General features: G+C 71.5%; 16 protein-coding genes and 1 other RNA gene. 4 read left to right on the forward strand and 13 right to left on the reverse strand.

Annotation, left to right across the window (positions count from 1 at the left end):
- Positions 1–25: 25 nt before the first annotated feature.
- From AC0VX6_RS22500 to AC0VX6_RS22510, 3 genes are read right to left on the reverse strand one after another with little or no spacing between them, the layout of a single operon-like run.
- Positions 26–166 carry a hypothetical protein gene (locus AC0VX6_RS22500; protein WP_013154713.1) on the reverse strand — a complete coding sequence of 47 codons (141 nt, stop codon included), beginning with the start codon at positions 164–166 and terminating at the stop codon, positions 26–28.
- Positions 163–2,028: an MmpA family trehalose lipid delivery protein gene (locus tag AC0VX6_RS22505; protein ID WP_274974543.1), complete on the reverse strand. Its 1,866-nt coding sequence runs from the start codon at positions 2,026–2,028 to the stop codon at positions 163–165. Before AC0VX6_RS22505 ends, AC0VX6_RS22500 begins: the two co-directional genes overlap by 4 nt.
- Before the next feature lie 38 nt (positions 2,029–2,066).
- Positions 2,067–3,887: an SGNH/GDSL hydrolase family protein gene (locus tag AC0VX6_RS22510; RefSeq protein WP_475465958.1), complete on the reverse strand. Its 1,821-nt coding sequence runs from the start codon at positions 3,885–3,887 to the stop codon at positions 2,067–2,069.
- Between the two features lie 177 nt (positions 3,888–4,064).
- On the opposite strand from AC0VX6_RS22510, the gene AC0VX6_RS22515 reads away from it, so the two are divergent.
- Positions 4,065–4,958, forward strand: coding sequence for a hypothetical protein (locus AC0VX6_RS22515; RefSeq protein ID WP_475465959.1), 894 nt, complete (start codon positions 4,065–4,067; stop codon positions 4,956–4,958).
- Positions 4,959–4,992: 34 nt separating this feature from the next.
- Here the strand turns inward: AC0VX6_RS22515 and AC0VX6_RS22520 are convergent, their stop codons facing one another.
- On the reverse strand, positions 4,993–5,508 hold the full coding sequence (locus AC0VX6_RS22520) for an NADPH-dependent FMN reductase (RefSeq protein WP_274974546.1): 516 nt from the start codon (positions 5,506–5,508) through the stop codon (positions 4,993–4,995).
- Between the two features lie 578 nt (positions 5,509–6,086).
- On the opposite strand from AC0VX6_RS22520, the gene nagA reads away from it, so the two are divergent.
- The 3 genes from nagA to AC0VX6_RS22535 all read left to right on the forward strand — a co-directional run bounded on the left by nagA (position 6,087) and on the right by AC0VX6_RS22535 (position 8,771).
- Positions 6,087–7,220, forward strand: a complete 1,134-nt coding sequence (gene nagA, locus AC0VX6_RS22525) for an N-acetylglucosamine-6-phosphate deacetylase (RefSeq protein WP_274974547.1) — start codon at positions 6,087–6,089, stop codon at positions 7,218–7,220.
- A gap of 104 nt (positions 7,221–7,324) precedes the next feature.
- Positions 7,325–7,636, forward strand: coding sequence for a hypothetical protein (locus AC0VX6_RS22530; RefSeq protein WP_013154720.1), 312 nt, complete (start codon positions 7,325–7,327; stop codon positions 7,634–7,636).
- A 166-nt stretch (positions 7,637–7,802) separates the two neighbouring features.
- Positions 7,803–8,771: an aldo/keto reductase gene (locus tag AC0VX6_RS22535; protein ID WP_274974548.1), complete on the forward strand. Its 969-nt coding sequence runs from the start codon at positions 7,803–7,805 to the stop codon at positions 8,769–8,771.
- A gap of 51 nt (positions 8,772–8,822) precedes the next feature.
- On the opposite strand, the gene AC0VX6_RS22540 is transcribed toward AC0VX6_RS22535, so the two are convergent.
- The 9 genes from AC0VX6_RS22540 to AC0VX6_RS22580 all read right to left on the reverse strand — a co-directional run bounded on the left by AC0VX6_RS22540 (position 8,823) and on the right by AC0VX6_RS22580 (position 23,036).
- A complete protein-coding gene (locus AC0VX6_RS22540) occupies positions 8,823–9,608 on the reverse strand; it encodes a class I SAM-dependent methyltransferase (RefSeq protein ID WP_274974549.1) in 786 nt (261 codons plus the stop codon).
- 455 nt (positions 9,609–10,063) lie between these two features.
- Positions 10,064–10,435: a transfer-messenger RNA gene (gene ssrA / locus AC0VX6_RS22545) on the reverse strand.
- 413 nt (positions 10,436–10,848) lie between these two features.
- The gene (locus AC0VX6_RS22550) at positions 10,849–12,891 is read right to left on the reverse strand and encodes a penicillin-binding transpeptidase domain-containing protein (RefSeq protein ID WP_475465961.1); all 2,043 of its coding nucleotides are present in this window, start codon (positions 12,889–12,891) and stop codon (positions 10,849–10,851) included.
- Positions 12,892–12,914: 23 nt separating this feature from the next.
- Positions 12,915–13,379, reverse strand: a complete 465-nt coding sequence (gene smpB / locus AC0VX6_RS22555) for an SsrA-binding protein SmpB (RefSeq protein ID WP_013154726.1) — start codon at positions 13,377–13,379, stop codon at positions 12,915–12,917.
- Between the two features lie 74 nt (positions 13,380–13,453).
- Positions 13,454–14,365 (reverse strand): permease-like cell division protein FtsX, encoded by a 912-nt coding sequence (ftsX, locus tag AC0VX6_RS22560; RefSeq protein WP_274974551.1) that lies wholly within the window; start codon positions 14,363–14,365, stop codon positions 13,454–13,456.
- Positions 14,366–14,422: 57 nt separating this feature from the next.
- Positions 14,423–15,112, reverse strand: coding sequence for a cell division ATP-binding protein FtsE (ftsE, locus tag AC0VX6_RS22565; RefSeq protein ID WP_013154728.1), 690 nt, complete (start codon positions 15,110–15,112; stop codon positions 14,423–14,425).
- Between the two features lie 647 nt (positions 15,113–15,759).
- On the reverse strand, positions 15,760–16,878 hold the full coding sequence (gene prfB, locus AC0VX6_RS22570; protein ID WP_274974552.1) for a peptide chain release factor 2: 1,119 nt from the start codon (positions 16,876–16,878) through the stop codon (positions 15,760–15,762).
- 265 nt (positions 16,879–17,143) lie between these two features.
- Complete coding sequence (locus AC0VX6_RS22575) at positions 17,144–22,012, reverse strand: NAD-glutamate dehydrogenase (RefSeq protein ID WP_475465964.1); 4,869 nt, start codon at positions 22,010–22,012, stop codon at positions 17,144–17,146.
- 328 nt (positions 22,013–22,340) lie between these two features.
- The gene (locus AC0VX6_RS22580) at positions 22,341–23,036 is read right to left on the reverse strand and encodes an HAD family hydrolase (protein ID WP_274974554.1); all 696 of its coding nucleotides are present in this window, start codon (positions 23,034–23,036) and stop codon (positions 22,341–22,343) included.
- Positions 23,037–23,158: the final 122 nt, after the last annotated feature.

Raw genomic sequence — 23,158 nt, forward strand, 5'->3', positions numbered from 1 at the left:
CGCGAACCTCCGCCGTACGGCCGCCCTAGCGGTCGCCGTAGTTGTAGAGGGTTTCGTTCACCGGTTCCGCGGTGGCGGTCGAGTCCGTGGCGAGGCTGGTGGCCACGAAGGTGGCACCTCCCGCCAGGGCCGCGCCGATGACGCAGGCGGCGATTACCTTGATCACTTGGGGATCTCCTTCCGCGCGCCCGATCCCGCGCTGGGTCCGGAGCGCTGGAAAACGAGACTAGAACCTGATCTAGCCATAGACCAGATGATTGCCCCAACTGTAACTAACCCGCCGGTAACTTCCAACCCCGGAATGCCAGCTTTATCGGCCTTTACATGCTGGTCCTGCACTCGCAGAAGCACCATGCCGGAGCCCTCCACCACCACGGACAGGCCCTCCACACCTGACCAGAACTGGTTATCGACCGGCGCGGACACCGCCACGTACCGCACCCCCAGCCCGCCCAGCGCAGCGGCGTCCAACCGCTCGGGCAGGCCCGTCGCCGGGTCCGGCCCGAGCACCCCGGCGACCCGCCGCGCCCGAGCGTCCTCGCCGGTCACGACCACCTCTCCCCCGTCCGGGGTGCCCACCACCAGGTCGTCGTTCCACAGGGCGCGCCGGTCGAAGAGCTTGGTCGCCGGATCCAGGACGACCGTGGCCCGACCCGACCAGTCGGGGCCGCGGTAGGCGCTCCAGGGCAGCACCAGCACCGCCCCGGGCCGGTCGTCGGCGGCCACCGCCTCCCGGGCCGCCAACCACTCCCCGGGGTAGTGCACCGGGGCCAGCCGACCGCTCGCGCCCCACAACAATCCCGGCAGCACCACCACCGGCAGCAGCGCCGCGAACACCGCGAGCCCCGTCCGCAGCGCGGCGCCCCGCCGCCCGGCCAGCCACCACACGCACACGCCGAGGCCGAGCGCCTGGACCAGGGACAGCGGGGCCACGTAGAGCTGGCCGTCGCGCAGCGGCCCGAACCCCGGCCAGGAGGAGACCAGCCAGACCAGCAGCGCGCGCCCCGGCCCGGTGGCGCCCAGCAGGGCGATCAGCAGCCCCAGGACGGCGGCCGCCGACAGGCCGGGGCCGAACCCCGGCCGCTCCCGGCGCAGCAACCACACCCAGCCCGCCAACGCCAGCAGGCACAGCAGCAGGCGGGCCGCGGCCGTCACCGGCTCGCCGTAGCCCGCCGGAACCGCACCGGAGTTCCACACCCCGCCCAGGAGCAGCAGGGAGCCGAGGACCCCGAACGGGGTGTCCGAACGGGCCGCGAACGCCGCCACCCCGGCCGGGTCCGTGCCCGCCCCGCTGGCCAGGGACGGAAGCAGCCAGGGCAGGGAGACCACCACCAGCGCCAGCGCGAAGAGCGCCGCCCGCACCCACCAGCGCGACGCGCCCGAGCGGGCGGTGAGGGCGACGGGGCCGGCGGTGAGGGCGGTCAGCACCACCGACGAGAACCCCCCGATCGCCGCGGGCACCAGAGCGCGCACCAGCCCGGCGAACCCCGCGCCCGGCCGCACCCGCGCCATGCGCACGGCGGCCCCCACCACCCACGGCAGCCCCGCGTAACCCAGCAGCATCGCCCACTGGCCCAACAGCAGCCGCTCGGCCACGAACGGGTTCCACACGTAGGACGTCCCGGCGGCGGCCGACGCCACCAGGGCCCCGGCGCCGCCGCGGGGCAGCACCCGCAGCGCCAGGCGCGCGGCACCGGCACCGCCCACGGCGAACACCGCCAGCAGCGCCAGCGACTGCACCGCGTCCCCGGGCAGGACCGCGGACAGCACCGCCACCACGGCGTCGCTGGGGATCGCGCGGGGGAACCCGTCCGCGCCCCGCAGCACCGTGGCCGGCGACAGGTCGGGCACGAACACCATGTCGTAGCGCAACACGTACCCGGGCCCCAGCGCGGGACCGAGCGCCAGCACACCGGCGAGCAGCCCCACGGCCCACGGCAGCAGCCGGACGCCCCACCCTCCCCGGGCCTCCCCTCCTCCCCGTCCTCCCCGCGCTCGCCGGGCCCTCAGCCCCGTGACCGACACCATCGACCTCCGCCCCTGGAAAGCAGTCCCCCGACCCTCCGTCAGCCCCGCGCGAGCAGAACGCTGTCGGAGTAGCCGCCCTCCACGTAGTCGCGGTAGGAGCGGACCACGAGTTCGTAGGGACCCGACACCGTCACCGACCAGCGCGGCTCCTCCCCCGCCGGGCCCAGCGTGCGCCACTCCCGCCCGTCGCCGGGGCCGAGCCCGTCACGGCGCTCGCAGTCCGGACCTGGCGCGACGGGCTCGGGTTCGGGCACGGACGGCATGGGAGCGGGGGTCGGCGTGGGGGTGGGCCGCGGACCGGGGTCCGCGTCGGGAGCGGGGTCGGACGGCCCGGCGCTGGGCACGGGCGACTCGACGGGGACCTCCGAGGCGCGGTCGCCGTCCGGGGACGCGGGCGCGCGCCGGTCGTCGGCGGCCCCGCACTCCAGCGCGCGCACCCACACCTCGTAGTGGGAGGCCTCCCCGACGTCCTCCCACTCCACGGTCGCCCCGCCGTCGACCACCCGCAGCCAGGACGGCCCCGGAGGCGGATCGTCGTCCCACACCCACTGGAGGGGCTCGGACTCCGCCCCCTCGTCCCGGCCCTTGAACGAGCGCACCACGAACTCGTAGCGGGCTCCGCTGAAGAGCGCCTCCACCAGCACGGAACGGCTGTCACCGTCGGCGCGCACGTCCACCGGGAGCACGGCGGCCTCGTCCGGGTCCGGCCCCACGCGCCGCTGCACCACCCGGTAGCCGGTCGCGCCGGGCACGGTGTCCCAACTGAGCACGAGGCCGTCCTCGGACTCCTCCGCCACGGGTTCGGGTGCGGTCGCGGGCCCCACCGCCGCCTCCGGCAGCGGCCGCCGGTAGGCCGTGCCGACCCCCAGCGGTTCGGCGAGCGCGTCGGCGAAGGCCGCCGCGATCTTCAGCTCGCCGCGCGCGTTGGGGTGCGCCTCGTCCCAGTTGTCGCTGGCCGGGGCGTACCCGTCGGCGACCCGCGCGACCACCACGGGCGAGCCGCTGGAGGTGAGCTGCTCGGCGAGGTCGACCAGTCCCATGTTGAACCGGTCGATCTCGGCGTTGGCCCGGGGGTCCTCCACCGGCGGCAGCTCCCCGAGGACGAACCGGGTCTGCCCCCGCACGACGCGCACCGTGGACACCGTCTCGCCCACCCCCTCCAGCGCGCTGTCGGCGTCCCCGCCCGCCAGGATGTCCTCGGTACCGGCCAGGAGGAGCAGGTAGTGCGGCCGGTACTCGGCGGCCACCAGCGCGGCACCGGTGGACAGCTCCTGCGCGGTGGTGCCCCAGCGGGCGGCGTGGTCGGTGTCGAAGTCGGGGTCGGCGTAGTCCTGGTTGCCGAACTCCCGGTCCGCCAGCCCGTACATGCCGTCGTAGGGGCCGACGAAGTCCACCTCCACCCCGGCCCCGCGCAAGTGGGACCACAGGCGGTAGCGCCAGGTGTAGTCGCCGCTGCTGCCCTGGGAGAGGGAGTCGCCGACGACCATGACGCGCAGTTCGCCGTCCGGCGGCCCCGGCACGGTGACGGGCTCCTCGGCGCGCCCCTCCTGCGCGGCCCCTCCCCCGGAGCCGCTCTGGACCAGCAGCAGGGTGACCGCCATCGCCGAGAGCATGACGCCGAGCAGCCCCAGGGGCCCGGGTTCGAAACGGGAGTGGCTGTCCCAGCGGGGCCGGAGCAGCCGGAGGCGGAGCCGTCGGGGCCACCGGTCCAGGAGCCACGCCCAACGCGGCGGTCGCGGGCGCTCCCGCCCCGGTTCGCCGGACCGGGCCCCGCGCGGACGGGGCCAGCGGAACCGGAGCCTGCCGAAGCGGTCGGCCACGCGCGACCACCACACGGAGCGTTCGTCGGATCCGCGCACCGCGCCCCCTGCGTTCCCAGAACGGGTTCTACCCCCCACAGGGGGTTCGTCAGACAAGACTAGAACTGGTTATATATAATTCGTCAACTCGTTGCGGCCGAGCGGAACCGCCTACACCGACGTTAGCGGCCGTCCCCGCCCTCTCGACTCCGCGCCCCGACGGAAAGCAGGACCCCCGTGACCGGACTCCTGGTAGCCCTGCTGTCCGCGGTGGTCTACACCGTCGGCCTGACCGTGGAACAGCGCGCCCTGCACGGCGCGGAGTCGATCTCGATCAACCGCCCCCTCCACCTGGCCCGGGTCCTGCTCACCAACCCCCGCTGGGTGCTCGGCTGCCTCTTCGCCGCCCTGGGCAGCGTCGGCCTGATCGTCTCCCTCGGCCTCGCGCCCGTGTCCGTGGCCCAGCCCGCCTTCGCCGCCGGGGTCGCGTGCGGCATCCTCGTCATCACCCTCGTCCTGGGCGAGCGCGTCACGCGGGGCGAGTACGTGGCCCTCGGCGTCATGCCGGTCGCGCTGGGCCTGCTCAGCCTGTCCACCGCCGAGGGCGCCGAGACCGGGACCACCGCCGACACGCCGCTGCTCATCACCGTCAGCCTGCTCACCGTGGCGGCGTGCCTGGCCGTCGTGGGCCTGGTCGGCGGCCGCGGCCGCTACATGTCCGCCGCCGCCCTGGGCGCGGCCGCGGGCTTCGCCCAGGGCAGCGCGGGCCTCCAGGGCAAGGGGCTGGGCGGCCTGCTGGCCGACCACGGCCTGTGGAACGCGGTCGTCCCCGCGCTGCTCTCGCCCTACCCCTACCTGTACGCGGTGGGCTGGGCGGTGGGCATCGTCCTCTTCCAGACCTCGCTCCAGCGCTCGCGGGCCTCCATCACCGCCCCGGTGTCCAACGTCGTGGGCAACGTGTTCATGGTCGTCATGGGCACGATCCTGTTCGGCGAGCGCCTGCCCGACGACCCGGTCATGCTGGCCCTGCGCGTGGGCGGGTTCGCGCTCACCCTCGTCGTGGTCGTCCTGGTCCGCGGCAACGTGGCCGCCGCCGAGGCGGACACCGGCCGCAGACGCGCCCACGCGTAGGGCGCACGCGGCGGGACCGCCCCGGCGGACCCGCTCAGACGGCCACCGACACGGCCTCGCGCAGGCCCGGGGCGGCGACGTCGGCCCACGCACGCACCACGCTGTCGGGCTGGCCGGTCTCCCCCTCGGCCAGGATCAGGCCGGGCTCGGCCACCCAGGCGCCCAGGTCGGCCAGCAGGATACGCAGGTCCTCCTCGATGCCCCGGCTGTTGCGCAGGTCCTCCACGACCGCCAGCGGAACCGCGACCGTGTGGCCCAGCCCCAGCTCGGGCAGGCGGTCGAGGAAGACCTTCAACAGCCCGGTGTAGGTGCCGTGCGCCTGCGGGGAGGCCACGAGCAGCACGTCGCTCTCGCGCACCTTCGCCAGCGCCGCGTCGACGGCGGCGGAGGACTCCGAGAGCAGCTCGGCGCCCAGTTCGGCGATGTCGATGACGTCGGGACGGGAGTCGACACCCGCGCGGGTGGCGACCTCGGACGCCGCGCGCAGGGCGGCGTCGCGGACGGAGGAACGGATCTGGGGGGCGGCGACGAGCACGGTGAAGCGGGTCATGCGAGAACTCCTGGGTTCGAACAGAGCGAGCCGGGATCGGAGGAGACACCAGCCGAAGAGGACGGCGGGGTGGTTGACACCGGAAGGAGGGGTGACGAACGTCCTGGGACTCTCGCGATTCCTCGCATCCGACACGGGGGCGGACCACGCTGTCCGAGAACCGCCTGTGTCGGGCCTGGCAGGTCTGCTTCGGCGACCGCGGGGCGGTCCCCACAGAACCCAGGGGAAGAGATGAGCGTCCGGTGTCTGCGACAGGGCACGTGCGACGGGGCACGAGGGGCGCGGGGCGAAACCCCGCAGGGCGCTAGCTACGACAGAGCGCGCTCGCCTGCTGTCTCAGATCGACATGCAGGCGCTGGACAAGCAGCTCACCGGCGGACATGTCTCCATCATGAAGCGCCCCGGCCGTTATCGTCAATGCGTGCGCGCGCCACGGTGGGCGGTCCACCCCTCGGACAGCCGTCCCAGGAAGCGGGATCACCCAGCTCCGCAGGCAATACGGAAGCCCGCGGTGACGACCCCGAAGGCCTGTGTAATGTGCGACACACACCGACGAGACGACACGAGGAACCCCTCACATGGCCCACACCCCCGTCACACTCACCAACGCGCGCGTCGTGACCCCCGACGGGGTCCACGAAGGATGGCTGAGGATCGAGAACGGCCGCGTGGCCGCGCTCGGATCGGACGGACCCGTCCCCGAAGGCCGCGACCTCGGCGGCGCCTGGGTCGTCCCCGGCATGGTGGACACCCACATCCACGGCGGCGCGGGGCACGCGTTCACCGAGACCGACCCCGAGGGCGTCCGCAGGACTATCGCGTTCAACCGCTCCCGGGGCGTGACCGCGCTGGTGGGCGGCCTCGTGGCGGCCGCCCCGGAGGACACCCTGCGCCAGGTGGCGGCGCTGGCCGAACTGTGCGACGCGGGCGAACTGGCGGGCATCTACCTGGAGGGCCCCTTCATCTCCCGGGCCAGGTGCGGGGCGCACGACCCCGGACTCCTCCGCGACCCCGACACCGCCGAGTTCGACCGCTGGCTCAAGGCCGGGCGGGGGCACGTGCGCATGGTCACGGTGGCCCCGGAGCTGCCCGGGGCACTGGACCTGATCGGCGCGGCGGCCTCCTCCGGCGTGGTGGCGGCGGTGGGGCACACCGAGGCCACCTACGAGCAGACGCTGGCGGCCTTCGACGCGGGGGCGTCGGTGGCCACGCACCTGTACAACGCGATGCGCCCGCTGGGCCACCGCGACCCGGGGCCGATCGCCGCCGCGCTGGGCGACGAGCGCGTGACGGTCGAGCTGATCGTGGACAACGTGCACGTCCACCCGGGCGCGGCCGGGCTGGTCTTCGACGCCGCGGGCGCGGACAGGGTGTCGCTGGTGACGGACGCGATGTCGGCGACGGGCCTGGGCGACGGCGAGTACACGCTGGGCGACCTGCGGGTACGGGTGAGCGGCGGCGAGGCGCGCCTGGCGGAGAGCGGCACGATCGCCTCCAGCACGATCGTCCTGCCCCAGGCGGTGCGCAACGCCGTGCGGGGTCTGGGCGTCGGCGTGCCCGAGGCCGTGCGGTCGGCGTCGTCGGTTCCGGCCGCGGCGCTGGGGCTGGACGGGGTGGGCCGGATCGAGGTCGGAGGGCGCGCCGACCTCGTCGTGCTCGACGAGGACCTCGGGGTCCGCGAGGTGGTGTACGAGGGTGCCTGGGTGGAGTAACGGCGTGTCGTAACCGCGTTACGGACTAGTAATATAACCCTGGGTGACAATGGCGGCAGGGCATCGAGGAGAGCCACCACGCTCGACACGAAAGGATCTGCGCCATGGCCAAGTCGAGACAGACGAGGGACGAGCAGCCGACCCGTGTGCCCTCCGAGGAGCACGAGCACCTCGGCAAACTAGCCGCGGAACTGTCCCGGTACGACGTACGGGCGGACGTGGTCGACGAACAGTCGTCGCCGTGCCTGCGCGTGCGCAACCCGTCATCCGCGTGCGCGGTCGAGGACGTGATCTGTGAGCGCCGTGAGCACGACTACGCGTTCATCGCCTCGTTCGGGGTCTACCTCGGCAGCAGTGGGAGCCTCGGCGTCACGGCCCACAAGGTCGCCTGGCTCGTGGGAGCCACCGAGGCGTGACGGCCGCGCGGGACGGGTGCGGTGCCACCGGCGCCGCACCCGTCCGCGTATCGCCCCGGCGTTTCCATGGAGCTTTACGGCGTGGATTCCCGGAGGCCGTGCGGGGAGCCCGCGACCCGGCACCCTAGAGTCGTGCCGTCCCCATCCATCGACGGAAGGCGAGCCCGTGGACTACGTCAAGCTGGGCCGGACCGGACTGGACGTCTCCCGCGTCACCCTCGGCTGCATGAGTTACGGAGACCCCGCCAGGGGCACCCACGACTGGACCCTGGACGAGGAGGCCAGCAGGCCCTTCATCCGCCAGGCGGTCGAGGCGGGCGTCAACTTCTTCGACACCGCCAACACCTACTCGGACGGCAGCAGCGAGGAGATCGTGGGCCGCGCCCTGGCCGAGTACGCCGACCGCGACGAGATCGTGCTGGCCACCAAGGTGTTCGGCCGCGCCCGGCCGGGCCCCAACGGCGGCGGGCTCTCGCGCAAGGCGATCCTCACCGAGATCGACCACAGCCTGCGGCGCCTGGGCACCGACTACGTGGACCTGTACCAGATCCACCGCTGGGACCCCACCACGCCGATCGAGGAGACCGTGGAGGCCCTGCACGACGTGGTCAGGGCGGGCAAGGCGCGCTACGTGGGCGCCTCCTCGATGCACGCCTGGCAGTTCGCCAAGGCGCTGCGGGTCGCCGACGTCCACGGCTGGACCAGGTTCGCCACCATGCAGAACCACTACAACCTGCTCTACCGCGAGGAGGAGCGGGAGATGCTGCCCCTGTGCGCGGACGAGGGCATCGGGGTCATCCCGTGGAGCCCCCTGGCCCGCGGTCGGCTCACCCGCGCGTGGGAGGAGGAGACGGCGCGCAGCCGCGGTGACGCGTTCGGCGCGCGGCTGTACGCGGAGGCGGACCGGTCGATCGCGGACGCCGTCGGCGCGATCGCCCGGAGGCGCGGGGTCTCCCGCGCGCAGATCGCCCTGGCCTGGGTGTCGCGCAACCCCGCGGTGACCTCGCCGATCATCGGCGCCACCAGACCGCACCACCTGGACGACGCGATCGCGTCGCTGTCGCTGGAGCTGACCGACGACGAGGTGGAGGAGCTGGAGCGCCACTACACGCCGCGCCCGGTCTCCGGCTTCTGACACCGCCCGGCGCGGGGCCGTCCGCGGCCCCGCGACCGCGCGGGCAACCGGTCAGCCGCGCGCGGTGACGCGGATCTTGGACTGTCCGTGCGGGCGCTCCTCCCAGTCCCGCATGAACCGGGCCGACAGCCCGTGCTTCTCCGCGAGGGTGATCAGCGTTTCGGTCCGGTAGTAGAAGTCCTCCCGCAGCACCTGGTGCTCGACCCCCTCGGTCCGGTCGTAGGTGAAGTCGAAGAACCCGCCCGGTGCCAGGACCCGCTCGACGTTGGCCAGGCACTCGTCGATCACCTCGATGGGCGAGTGCGAGAACACGCTGTGCGCGTGGACGACGTCGAAGTAGCCCTCCGGCAGGAAGGAGAAGGTCAGGTCCCGCGTGATGGTCAGGTGCGGCAGCTTCTCCTGCAACCCGCGCTCGGCCAGCACGCCCTTGGCGGCGATGAGGATGTCCGGGGAGATGTCGATCCCGTAGTAGCCGCCCGGGTCGAGGTAGTCGATCAGCCGCCACCCGGCGCGCAGGTTCCCGCAGCCGATGTCGAGCATCCGGTGCTCCGGTCTGAGACCGTGTTCGACCAGGTAGTCGAACTGCATCTGCCCCAGCGCCAGCCAGCGCTCCTGGCTCTGGCTGCCCACCGCCGACCTGGGGTCGCGGGCGGCGTCGGAGGCCATCACCGCCCGGTAGTAGTCCACGTGGTCGCGGTGGGTCAGGCGCAGCCGCAGGTCGCGGGCGGAGCGGCGCACGTACGGCACCACCCTGCCGGGATTGCGCAGCGCGTAGCGCACCTTGTGGACGAGGGAGGATCGGTTGGCGTTGAGGGAGGCGGCTGTCTTCTTCGGCATCGGAAGGCTTTCGGTCGAAGGCTCTCGCTCACCCGCGGACACGGGGTCGGGGGGGCAAAGAGGATAACGCTTTCGTCGCGGCCCCGGTTCACCGCCTCGGGTCCGACCGTACCCGGAAAGTCACCGGGCGTGCGGTGCCCCCGCCCTTCCGAAGCGACCGGTTGCCGCGACCGGCCCCGCTCCACACGACCAAGCCCCGCGTCATCAGGAACCGCCACACCGGCCCCACCGACCGGCACGACCCAAACCACAGGGGGTACCTCGGGGGTCTCCCGCGACCAGCCCCGACCCCATGGCCAAACCCCGCGTCATCAGGAACCGCCGCGCCGACCCCACCGACCGGCACGACCCAAACCACAGGGGGGTACCTCGGGGGGTTCGGGGGGTCTCCCCCCGGAAAGCATCGCGGGCTGCGGCGAGCCGGTCGAAGACCGGCGAGCAGCAGCCCGCGCAACACGTGGAGGTGGCGGGAATCGAACCCGCGTCCTTCAGCACCGAGCCAGGGCTTCTCCGGGTGCAGTCCGCGCTGTCGTTCTACTCGGCCTCAGCGCTTGCACGGACACATCGCTGACAGGCCCAGCCACGAAGATGTCCCGCTCAGGCCCCGTGGCCTGATCTGAGCGGTGAGTCATCTAGCTGATGCCGGGATCTGGGCCGATGACGAGCCCAGGCCGACAGAGACGCTATCGCTTAGGCAGCGAGAGCGAACTCAGTGCGCTTGGAATTGGCACTTGTGTTTACGCGAATGCAGGATTAACGAGGTCACAAACGCAACCCTCGACCCGCTTCCCCTGGAACGACTACCGAAGTCGAAACCGATCACCCCCTGTGGAATTGTCACGGCCTCCCCGCTGGGCGGGGCGGCCGACATGCGAGCGGCGAACGCTCGCGCGTCCGTCACTCTACCTGTTGAACAGTGCGGGGGCCAAGCTGATTCCCGGTCGCGGAGGGGAATCCGCGGTCACCGGGCTCGGACAGGGAGAAACCCCCGCGGGCGCGGACGCAAGAGGTGGTCGACGCGGCCCGCGGGGGCGGTCGGCAGGGTCGGGCCGACCTTGGGAAACGACAGGATCTCCCCCGAGATGAGGTCCTGCCCCTCACTGGTCCGCTACCCCCTGTCGCGGCCCAGTCATAGGGGAAGACGCGGGCGGACCCCCGGGGGGTTGCCCGGGGGTCCGCTCTTTGCCTGGTTCTGCCCTGTCCGGAGCGAACGGTGACCGTAGCCGCCGTCCGGTCGGCCCTACCAGCCGGTCTCCTCCGTGCCCGTCAGGTCGGCCTGGTTGGTCGGCCCCGTCGGTTCGGTCGGCGTCTGCCCCGTCTGCTCCGAGGGCAGGCCCACGCCCTCGGTGGTCGTGGGGCCGCCGGGCACCTGCTCGCCGGTGACCGTCCCGGCGGGGGCCTCCTCGGGCACCCCGTTGGCCATCCCGTTGAGGAAGGAGCCCGCGGCGTTCACGGCGTGCTGCGACACCAGCGTCGTCGCCGGGTCGGCCTCGGCCAGGACGGCGAAGGCCACGTCGTCCTTGTAGCCGACGAACCAGTGCAGCGAGGTGTCGCCCTGCTCCACGCGGGCCGCCTGCCCGAGGACCTCTCCCCCGGTGGCCAGCAGCTCGGGCATGCGGTTGACCACCGCGTCGCGCAGCCCGGTGCGGACCACCTCCAGGTGGGCGTCGTCCAGGGTGGTGGCGCCGATCGGGTTGGGGCCCTCCTCGGGCACCAGGGTCGGCGCGTTCCACGTGCCGTCCGCGACCGCGGCGGCGACCAGGGCCATGGACAGCGGGCTGACCCGCACTCCGTGCTCGCCGATCATGGCCGCGGCCACGTTCTCCTCGCCGTCCTCCACGGCGACCGAACCCGAGGAGGCCGGGACGGGCAGCTGCCAGTCGGCGCCGACGCCCATCCGCCCGGCGGTCTCGGCGATGGCCTCCGACCCCACCTGCTCGCCCAGGCCCGCGAAGCCGACGTTGCAGCTGAAGGTGATGTTGCGGGCCAGGGTGGCCTGGTCGAGCAGTGCACCGCCGCCCGGGTTGACGAAGGTGCGTCCGCCGATCTCCGCGGAGTAGCCGCAGGGCACCTCGCTCTCGGGGGTGGCCGCGCCCGACTCCAGGGCGGCCAGGGCGGTGACCATGCCGAAGGTGCTGCCCGGCAGGTAGGAGCCGGTGAAGGCGTTGTCGTCCGCGGTGCCGCCCGAGGCGCTGGCCGCGGCCAGGACCTCGCCGCTGCCGGTGTCGACCGCCACCAGGTAGCCGTTGCCCGGCACCATCGTCAGCGCGTTCTGGGCGGCCCGCTGCACGTCCAGGTCCAGGGTGGTGTCGATGGCCCCGCTGAGCGAGCCCTCCCACGCCTCCAGGACGTCGGTGACCTGTCCGTCCTGGTCCAGGGAGACCACCTGGGTGGTCCCCGAACCGGCCAGCTCGTGCTGGAAGATGTTCTGGAGCCCGTTCAGGCCGACGGTGTCGCCCGCCTGGTAGGAGCCGGGCACGCGGGAGGAGACCCGGTGCTCGGCGGTCCCGGCGACCTCGCCGAGCAGGAACGGCGACACCGAGGGCGTCAGGTTGACCTGGACCTCCTGGGTGTCCACCCCGGAGATCTGCGAGGCCTCGCTCAGCAGCGTCTCGTCCACGCTGGAGCCGCGCATGAGCACCAGCGGCTGGAACTGCTCGGGCGGCGCGGAGCGCACCCGGTTCAGGAGCGGGTCGGGGTCCTCGTCGAGGAGTTCGGCGAGCTGGGTGACCCCGGCCTCCTTGTCCTCCATGTCCGCGGGGTAGACGCCGAAGGCGGTCACGCTGTCCGCGGTGACCAGCGGCTGTCCCTCGCGGTCGAGGATCTGGCCGCGCTCCTGGCTCTCGTAGCTGACCGCGAGGCGCTCCTCCTCGCTCAGGTCGGGGTGCAGCACGCTCGTGGACCAGGAGATGCGCCAGCCGTCGGGGCCCCACTCCAGGGGCATGCGGCCGGTGTAGTTCCAGGTCGGGTCGCCGATGCCGAGGTCGGCGTTGACGCCGAACTCGGCCTCGGCCGAATCGCCCTCGCGGGAGATGGGTCCGAGCTGGAACCGCAGGGAGGCCAGGTCGAGCTGCTCGCGCATGTCCGTGAGGGCCGCGGACACCTGTGCGGGGTCGCCGTCGGTGTAGGCGGCGGCGGTCTCGTGGTCACCGTCCTGCCAGGCGAGCAGGAAGGACCTGACCGCCACCTCGGGACTGGGGTGCGGTGTGCACGCGACCAGGGCTGCGGCGAGGAGCAGGCCGCTGCCGGCGGCCGTGAACCGGCCGAGGGGACGGGGGGACACCGTGTGTGTTCCTTTCGGCTGCCTCATCGACGGCGGCGCAGGGCGCGTTCCATGTCGCGCTTCGCCTCACGCTCGGCGATGTCGTGGCGCTTGTCGTACTCACGCTTACCGCGGGCCAGAGCGATCTCCACCTTGGCGCGCCCGTCACTGAAGTACAGGGACAGCGGGACGAGCGTGAAGCCGGGCTCCCGGGTCTTGCCGATCAGCCGGGAGATCTGCTCGCGGTGCAGGAGTAGCTTACGCGATCGTCGGGCGGCGTGGTTTGTCCACGTTCCCTGGGAGTACTCGGGGATGTGGACGTTCTCCAGCCACACCTCGCCGTCGTTGATGTGCGCGAAGCCGTCCACGAGGGAGGCGCGGCCCTGCCGCAGCGACTTGACCTCGGTACCGGTGAGGACGAGGCCCGCCTCGTAGGTCTCGTCGATGTGGTAGTCGTGCCGGGCCCGGCGGTTCTGCGCGATGAGCTTGCGCCCGGTCTCCCGTGCCACAGGTGTGTCCCTTCATACGTCCGGGGGGCACGAGGCCCCCCGGTGTCGAATCCTCCCCGCCCCAGGCGGCCGCGTCAGATCTTGAGGTAGCGGCGCAGGGTGAGGAACGAGGTGATGGTGCACAGCAGGATGCCGAGGATCATCGAGACGCCGATGACGTACATCAGCGAACCCGCGCCCAGGGCCACGTCGAACTGGAACCAGGCCTCGATCTGCGTGAGCAGGGTGTAACGGGTCGCCACGATGAAGCCGGAGGCGATCAGACCGCCGATGAGGCCTGCGACCGCGCCCTCCAGCAGGAACGGCAGCTGGATGTAGAAGTTCGACGCGCCGACCAGCCGCATGATGCCGGTCTCCCGGCGGCGGCTGTAGGCCGACAGCCGGATGGTGTTGCCGATCAGCAGCGCGGCGGCGGCCAGCTGGACGCCCGCGAGCACCAGGGCGGCCGCGCGCAGGCCGTCCAGCAGTCCGAAGAACTGCTCCAGCACGATCTCGTCGTCGGAGACGCTGTCGATGCCCGGGGCGCCCTCCACCGCGGAGCGCACGGTCTGGTAGTGGGAGGGGTCGGTGAGCTGCACCCGGTAGTTGTCCGGGATGTCGCCCTCCTGCGCGGCGTTGGCCAGCGCCTCGTTGGCGGGGCCCAGCCGGTCCTGGAAGTCCTGCCAGGCCTCGGCCGAGGTGAGGTAGGTGTACTCCTGCACCTGGGCCAGGCCGTCGAGGGTCTGCTCCAGTGCCTGGCGGTCCTCGTCGGTGGCTGGACCGTTCTCCTGACAGGTCGTGGTGGGCGAGATCTCGGTGCACATGTAGATGGTGAGCGTGATCCGCTCGTCCCAGTAGTTGCGCATCTCGGAGACCTGCTGGTTGACCAGTAGACCGGCGCCGAAAAGTGTCAGTGAGATGGCCACCGTCGTGATGACCGCGATGGTCATCGTCAGGTTTCGGCGAAGGCCGATCCACGTCTCGGAGAGAACGAATTGTGCTCGCATGATCTGTTAAAGGTCCATCCTTCGGGGCTTCGCCGCGCCGGTCCTCGCAGCGGGAGGTCAGTACGCCTGGCCGTAGACGCCGCGCGTCTGGTCGCGCACTACCAAGCCCTCTTCAAGCTCGATCACGCGCTTGCGCATCGAGTCGACGATGGCGGCGTCGTGGGTCGCCATGACGACGGTGGTGCCCGTGCGGTTGATTCGGTCCAGCACCTTCATGATGCCGATGGAGGTCGCGGGGTCGATGTTGCCCGTGGGCTCGTCGGCCAGCAGGATCTGGGGGCGGTTGACGAACGCGCGTGCGATGGCCACGCGCTGCTGCTCACCGCCGGAGAGTTCGTTGGGCATCCGCCCGGCCTTGCCTTCCAGGCCGACGAGTTCGACGACCTCGGGGACGACCTTGCGGATGAAGCGGCGGGGCTTGCCGATGACCTCCAGGGCGAAGGCGACGTTCTCGAAGACGTTCTTGTTCGGCAGCAGGCGGAAGTCCTGGAAGACGCAGCCGATACGGCGGCGCAGGTGGGGGACCTTCCAGTTGGACAGGCGCGCCAGGTCCTTGCCGGCGACGTGCACACGTCCCTTGTCGGGCTTCTCCTCCTTGAGGACCAAGCGGAGGAAGGTCGACTTGCCGGAGCCGGACGGGCCGACCAGGAAGACGAACTCGCCCTTGTCTACGTCAATGGAAACGCCGTCGAGCGCGGGGCGCTTCTGGGTCGGGTAGACCTTGGTGACGTTATCGAAGTGGATCACAGGCGCATCACAAGGTTCTCGAAGGTATGGGCACCCGCAGTGGAGGGCACTCCGCGCGGGATCGTACCGGCCACATGGCCAACCGACAGTGTAGAGGGGGGAGCGGCCCGGATTGTCCCGGTCGCCTCACACCCGATAGATCAGTGCACCATCGGACAACAGCCTCGAGCATATCGGAGGCGTCAACCGATGATAACGTTCACATATAGCAGTTTCGGTAAAACTGCGGAGACGTGATCATCACCATTGGGACACAACAACCACATCTGTCCCACCTGCTGCCCCGGGGTGCCGCAGCTGCGACCGGGCGTGTCCGCGCCCCCGCCGGAACGGGTCCGGCCGCGGAAGGCCCCGGCGCCCGAGGGCTCCGGGGCTCGCGTTCCACTCGCCGGGTTGGGCGCCCCCGGGGCTGCGCGGTGGCCGTCCCGCAGCGCGCGCGGGCGGACGGAGGCACTGCCCCAGGGGGCCGCCGGGGAGGGCGCCGCTAGGGAGTGTTCCGCAGAGGCTTTCGGATCAGCGAGCGGCCGTCCGGGCAATCTCTCGCAAGACGGTTCGCGCAGATCAGCCTGGTTGGCTTTCCAAGCGAAACCGGCGCAGCGAGAGGCAGCCCGGTGGTCGCGAGCCCGGAATGATCCGAGGAACACGACCTAGGCGTCCTCGGACCGCTCCCGGCTGCGCATCCAGCGGATCTCGGCGTCGATGAACTCGTCGATGTCCCCGTCCAGCACACCCGAGGTGTTGCCGGTCTCGGCACCGGTCCGCACGTCCTTGACGCTCTGGTACGGGTGCAGGACGTAGTTGCGCATCTGGGTGCCCCAGCTGCTCACCGAGTCGCCGCGGATCTCGTCCAGCGCCGCCTGCTCCTCCTCGCGCTTGCGCACCAGCAGCTTGGCCTGGAGCATCGACATGGCCGTGGCCTTGTTCTGCAGCTGCGACCGCTCGTTCTGGCAGGACACCACGATGCCGGTCGGCAGGTGCGTGATGCGCACCGCCGAGTCGGTGGTGTTGACGCCCTGGCCGCCGGGGCCGCTGGAGCGGTACACGTCCACCCGCAGGTCGCCGTCGTCGATCTCGATGTGGTCGCTCTGCTCCACCACCGGGACGACGTCCACGCCCGCGAACGAGGTCTGGCGCCGGTTCTGGTTGTCGAACGGCGAGATGCGCACCAGGCGGTGCGTGCCGTGCTCGCCGCGCAGGGTGCCGTAGGCGAACGCGGTCTTGACCGCGAAGGAGGTGGACTTGATGCCGGCCTCCTCGGCGTAGGAGGTCTCGTAGATGTCGGTGGGGTAGCCGTGCCGCTCGGCCCAGCGCAGGTACATGCGCTGGAGCATCTGCGCCCAGTCCGCGGCGTCCACGCCGCCCGCCTGGGAGTTGATCGTGACGATGGCCTCGCGCTCGTCGTGCGGCCCGTTGAGGAGGGTGCGCACCTCCAGCTCGCCGATCTCCTTGCGCAGCTGGTCGAGCTCGCGGTCGGCCTCGGCCCTGGTGTCGGCGTCGTCCTCGGCCTCGGCCAGCTCGTAGAGCACGCCGAGGTCGTCGAGCCGCTGGCCGATGCCGTTGACCTTGTTGACCATGGACTCCAGGCTGGAGAGCTGGCGCGTCACCTTCTGCGCGTTGTCCTGGTCGGCCCACAGCTCGGGGTCCGCGGACTGCTCGCGCAGCTCGGCGATCTGCGTGTGCATGGCCTCCAGGTCCAACACGGCGCTGACGCTCGCCAGGGTCGCCGCGAGGTCCTTGATCTTCTCTGCTGGGTCCAGTTCTGCCACGGACCCCAGTGTAGGCCCCAAACAGGGGACGGGCTCCCCGCGCGCACCGGCGCGGGGAGCCCGTCGGGGTCGGAGGGCGGGGCCGGGCCCGTTTTCTGGACGGGCCTCAGCTTGCGGGGGTTCGGTTCGGGCGCCCACGGGGTTCTGGAGGGGCCGGAGGCGGGTTCGTGAGGAACGAGCGAACCCGCCGTAGGCACCGAAGGTTCCCGTTCTCCGGGCGCCCGAACACGGACCGAAGCGGAGCGGAGGTCCAGAACGACACTGGCTAGTCGACCAGGCCGCGGAAGGACCGCAGCGCCACGGACAGCGTGGCCAGGTCGAAGCGCTCGTTCTCCTGGATCTCCGACAGCGTGATCCCGGCGCGCTGCACCCGGTCGCTGTTCTGTTCGATCCACGCCGCGATCAGCTCGGAGGGCTCCTGCGCCGGACCGCTCTCCAGCACCCGCGCGGTCAGGTCGGCGTGCGCCGCGTACAGGTCGTCGCGCAGCGAGGAGCGCGCCGTCGTCACCCACCGGTCGTCGCGCGGCAGGTCGATGACGCGCTCGCGCCACCAGCTGATGTTGAGCCGGTCGGCCAGCTCGAAGTAGAGCTCGGCGACCTTCTCCACCGGGCGGCCGGTGCGCTGGGCGATCTCCACCAGGTCCAGGGTGGAGTAGGCGGGCACCATCACGGCCACCCGCTCGGCCAGCTCGGTCGGCACGCCCATCGACGTGTAACGGTCGCGGCGCTCGACGAAGGCCTCGCGGTCGCGGCCCCGCAGCAGCTCGACCAGCTGCGGCAGCAGCTCGCCCACGCCGTCGGCGAAGTAGCCGATCTCGCTGCTGATGTCGAAGGGGAAGGTGCGGTTGCGCAGCAGCCAGCGGGCGGAGCGCTCGGCGAGCTTGCGCGCCTCAAGCAGCAGGACGAGCTGGCTGCCCATCGAGATCTCGTGGTCCAGCTCCTCCAGCCCGCTCCAGAACCGGCGCAGCCCCAGCACGTCCTGCACCACCAGGTAGGCGCGGGCGATGTCGGCGGAGCTGGAGCCCAGCTCCTCGTTGAGCCGGAACGCGAAGGTCAGACCGGAGCGGTTGACCATCTGGTTGACGACCTGGTTGACGATGATCTCCCGGCGCAGCGGGTGGGAGTGCACGCCCTCGGCGAAGCGCTCCGACCGCAGGGGCGTCGGGAAGTACGCCGTCAGGGTGTCGTTCAGGTAGGGGTCCTCGGCCAGGTCGGACAGGTCGAGCTGGTCCTTGAGGCTGATCTTGGTGTACGACAGCAGCGTGGCGAACTCCGGGCTGGTCAGGCCCCTGCCCGCCGCGCGCCGCTCCGCGATCGTCTTGTCGGAGGGCAGGTCCTCCTGCTTGCGCTTGAGCACCCTGGTGCGCTCCAGGTGGCGCATGTACCGGCCGTGGACGTGCAGCATCTGGCCGTCCTGCTTGCGCGCGGCGGCCAGCACGGTGTTCTGCGCGTCGTTGTTGTCCAGGACCAGCTCTGCGACCTCGTCGGTCATGTCGATGAACAGCTGGTCGCGGTCGGCCTTGTCCAGCTTGCCCGACCGCACCTCGCGGTCCAGCATGATCTTGATGTTGACCTCGTGGTCGGAGGTGTCCACACCGGCGGAGTTGTCGATGAAGTCGGTGTTGATCCGGCCTCCCGCGCGGGCGAACTCGATCCGCGCGTCCTGGGTCAGGCCCAGGTTGCCGCCCTCGCCGACCACCTTGACGCGCAGATCGGCGGCGTCCACGCGCAGCTGGTCGTTGGCCTTGTCGCCCGCGTCGGCGTGCGTCTCGGTACCGGCCTTGACGTAGGTGCCGATGCCGCCGTTCCACAGCAGGTCGACGGGCGAGGTGAGCACGCACCGGATCAGCTCGTCCGGTGTGAGGCTGTGCACCCCCTCGTCGATGCCCAGGGCCTCGCGCACCTGCGGCGTGACCGGCACGGACTTGGCCGTGCGCGGGTGCACGCCGCCGCCCTCGGAGATGAGCTTGGGGTCGTAGTCCTCCCACGTACTGCGGGGCAGGTCGAAGACGCGCTTGCGCTCCACCCAGGAGGTGTGCGGGTCGGGGTCGGGGTCCAGGAAGACGTGGCGGTGGTCGAAGGCCGCGACCAGCCGGATCTGCCGGGAGAGCAGCATGCCGTTGCCGAACACGTCGCCGGACATGTCGCCGATGCCGACGACGGTGAACGGCTCCTCCTGCACGTTCACGCCCATCTCGCGGAAGTGGAACCGGACCGACTCCCAGGCGCCGCGCGCGGTGATGCCCATGGCCTTGTGGTCGTAGCCGACCGAGCCGCCGGAGGCGAAGGCGTCGCCGAGCCAGAAGCCGCGCTCGGTGGAGATGGCGTTGGCGGTGTCGGAGAAGGTGGCGGTGCCCTTGTCGGCGGCGACCACGAGGTAGGAGTCGTCGCCGTCGTGCAGGACGGTGCGCTCGGGGTGCACGGTCTCGCCGTCCACGAGGTTGTCGGTGACGTCGAGCAGGCCGCTGATGAACTGCTTGTAGCAGGCCACGACCTCGGCCATCACCTCGTCGCGGGTGCCGTTCTGGGGCAGCCGCTTGCACACGAAGCCGCCCTTGGCGCCGCTGGGCACGATGACGGAGTTCTTGACCATCTGGGCCTTGACCAGGCCCAGGATCTCGGTGCGGAAGTCCTCGAAGCGGTCCGACCAGCGCAGTCCGCCGCGGGCGACCGCGCCGAAGCGCAGGTGCACGCCCTCCACCCGCGGGGAGTAGACGTACATCTCGAACCGGGGCCGCGGGTGCGGCAGGTCCGGGATCTCCTGCGGGTCGAGCTTGAGCACCAGGTAGGGGTGGCCCTGGTAGTGGTTGGTGCGCAGGGTGGCGCGGATGGCCGCCAGGAACGAGCGCAGGATGCGGTCGTGGTCCAGGCTGGCCACGGCCTCCAGTTCGCCCTCGACCTTGCCGACGAGGACGTCGGCGCGCTCGTCGCGGCCCTCGCCGGGCTGGTCGGGGTCGAAGCGGGCCTCGAACAGCTCGACCAGCAGGTTGGCGATCCCGACGTTGGCCACCAGCACGTCGGCCAGGTACTCGGGTGTGAACGTGGACCCGGTCTGGCGCAGGTACTTGGCGTAGGCGCGCAGCACGGTGAGCTGGCGCCAGTCGAGGCCGGCCCGCACCACCAGGGCATTGAAGCGGTCGCTCTCGCCCAGGTCGCGCCAGGAGGCGTCGAAGGCCTCCTCGAACAGGCACTTGAGCCGTTCGGGGGCCAGGTCGGACTCGGGGATGGGACCGAGGCCGAAGTCGTAGATCCACACCCGGCCCACGTCCCGGACGGTGACGTCGTAGGGCCACTCGTCGACGACCTCCACGCCCAGGTTCTCCAGGACGGGCAGGACGCGCGAGAGCGAGATGGGCTCGCCGATCCGGTAGAGGCGGAACCGCCAGCAGCCGGGGTCGGCGTCCTCGCGCTGGTACAGGACCGCGGAGAACTCGCCGTGGCGCCGCCCGGGGTCGGTGCGGGCCAGGAGCTTCTCCAGCTCGCGGATGTCGCCCGCCGCGGTGGCGGGGCTGTTGTCGACCTTGTAGGCCTCGGTGAGGCCGCCCGAGTAGCGCTCCTTGAACTCGGTGGCGCGCACGGGGCCGAAGGCCGCGGCGAGGGCGTCGTCCAGGTCCAGGTCCCAGGAGCGGGCCGCCTCGCGGACCTTCTCCTCCAGGGCGACCTGGTCGATGTCGGCGAGGGTGCGCCCGTGCCGGGCCCGGGCCACCAGGTACAGGCGGGCCAGCGGGGCGGAGCCGATGAGCACGTTGTGGTCCATCGTGGCGCCGTGGAAGGCCTCGGCGAGGACGTTCTGGATGTCCAGGCGCACCCGGGTGCTGTACTGGTCGCGCGGCATGTACACGAAGCAGGACATGTACCGGCCGCCGTAGGGGTCGCGGCGCATGAACAGCTTGGTGCCGCGCCGGTCGCGCAGGCGCAGGACGCCGCGGACGATGTTGTACAGCTCGCCCACGGGGATCTGGAGGAGTTCCTCGCGGGGGAAGGTCTCCAGCAGTTCGATGAGGTCCTTGCCGTCGTAGCTGTCGGCCTCGAACCCGGCCAGGGCCAGCACCTCGGCCTGCTTGCGGCGCATGATGGGGATCTGGGCGATGCTGGTGGTGCTGGCCTGGGAGGTGAACAGGCCGAGGAACCGGCGCTCGCCGACGATGTTGCCCTGGGCGTCGAACTTCTTGACGCCGATGTAGTCCAGGTACTTGGGGCGGTGGACCGTGGCGCGCGAGTTGGCCTTGGTCAGGACCAGGACGTAGGGCTCGCGGGCCTTGCCGCGGATCTCGGGGGGCAGGGCGGCGAAGCTGGTGGAGGCGGGCGAGTCCATGCGCAGGATGCCCAGGCCCGAGCCGGGCTCGGGGCGCAGGGAGTCGTCGCCGTTCTCGTCGGTGACCAGGGTGTACTCGCGGTAGCCCATGAAGGTGAAGTGCCGCCCCGCGATCCAGCGCAGGAAGTCGACGCTCTCGCCGATCTCGCGCGGGTCCACTCCCCCGGCCACGAGCCGGTCCGGGTAGGCCGCCAGCTCGTCGGCGATCCGGATGGCCCGGTCGCTCATCTTGCCGGCGTCCTCGTCCACGTAGCGCACGTCGGCCAGCACGGACTCGACGCGGGCGGTGATCTCGCGCAGGCGCTCGGGGTCGGGCTGCGGGTCGATCTCGATGTGCATCCAGGACTCGTCGATCGGCAGCAGGCCCTCGCCGCCGGTCTCCGGCTCCACCCGGACCAGGCGGCCCTCCAGGTCGCGGACGACGGTCGTCTGGGGGTGGATGATCAGCCGGACCCCCGCGCCGAGGTCGCTGAGGGCCATGGTGACGGAGGAGACGAGGAAGGGGGCGTTGTCGGTGACGATCTCCACGACGCCGGTCTGCTGGTCCCAGCCGTCGCGCTCGGCGTCGGGGGTGTAGACGCGGACCTTGGCCCGTCCGGCGGCGCGCCGGGCGCCGAAGGAGCGGTGGGCCTCGGCCGCGCCGCAGATCTGCTCGGCGGAACGGCCGCTGATCTCCTCGGGGTCCGTGTGGCGGTAGTACACGGGGAGGAAGCGGCGGACGGCGTCGGCCTCCTCGGGGCTGATGCGCGCCCCGGGGGACCACTTGGCGGCCGCCTCACTGAGCAGCTTCTGGAGCTGGACGTCGGATTGCCCGGACATAGGGATCTCTCACTCCTTTGTGAGCAACGTCGCACGAGTGCTGGCAGAACGACCGGTCATACGACCTGTGAACTTCTGGGCGACTGCGTGATTCGGTGTGAACTCCCTGGGCCGCAAGGAGCCCACGACCGTGGTGGTTCGGATTGGGGTCGCGGGGCGCCGGACCTCGTTGTCCCCGCCCCGCCCGGTGCCAAGGCTACTGGCTTTCGGGCCCGGGGACAGGTCCAACACCGTTACAGGGCGGTTGCGGAGTGTTAGAAACAGATTGCGGTGATCGGTTACTGCGTACACGGACCACCACCTACCCCCCGCACAGGGGGACATGTCGTTACCGATCCGTTGCCTGGAGGACCGCGGTCATCACGGCCCGGGGGTCGGTCAGGTCGGGCAGGACGACGACCGCTCCGGCCTCGCGCAGCTGGCTCTCCGTGGTCGAGCCGTTGAGCACCGCGACCGGGGTCGCGCCGCCGATCACGGCGGCGCGCACGTCCGGGGCGGAGTCGGTGATGAAGACCGTCTCCTCCTCGGGGTAGACCCGGCCGCCCTCGCCCGCGGCGTGCAGGCGGATGGACTGGATGAGGCTGGACTTGGGGTAGTTGACCGAGCCGTAGCCGCCGATCGCCAGGTTGAGGTAGGTGTCGAGTCCGAAGGCGACCAGTTTGGCCGTGGCGTTGGCGCGGGTGCTGCCGCTGACCACGGTCTGGACGGTGTCGGGCATGGAGGCCACCGCCGCCAGCGAGGCCGCGGCGCCGGGCATGACGCGGCCCTTGGAGAGCAGCTCGTCCGAGCGGTTGCCGAAGGACTCCTCCAGGGCGTCGAGGAACTCGCCCAGGGAGCCGGTGTCGGGTTCGACGTCGACGTAGTTGCGGGCGCAGAACTCGAAGAACATCTCCGAGTCGGTCCGGCCCGCCGACGAGGTCAGGTAGACGAGGGGCTCACCGGTGACCTTCTCGAAGGCCTCGGCGTAGGCCGCCCTCGTCACCCGTCCCACGTCGAGGAGGGTGAGGTCGATGTTCCATAGCACCAGGCGGCTGATGGCGAACTCCTCGGGACGCGACGGGGGTGGGGCCCCTCCATCTTGCCGTATGGGCGCATGAGGGCGGAAACCTCCGTCCGGGTGCGGCAGCGAGGCGGGAGCCGGGATGT

The organism is Nocardiopsis sp. iso_25, assembly GCF_056173305.1.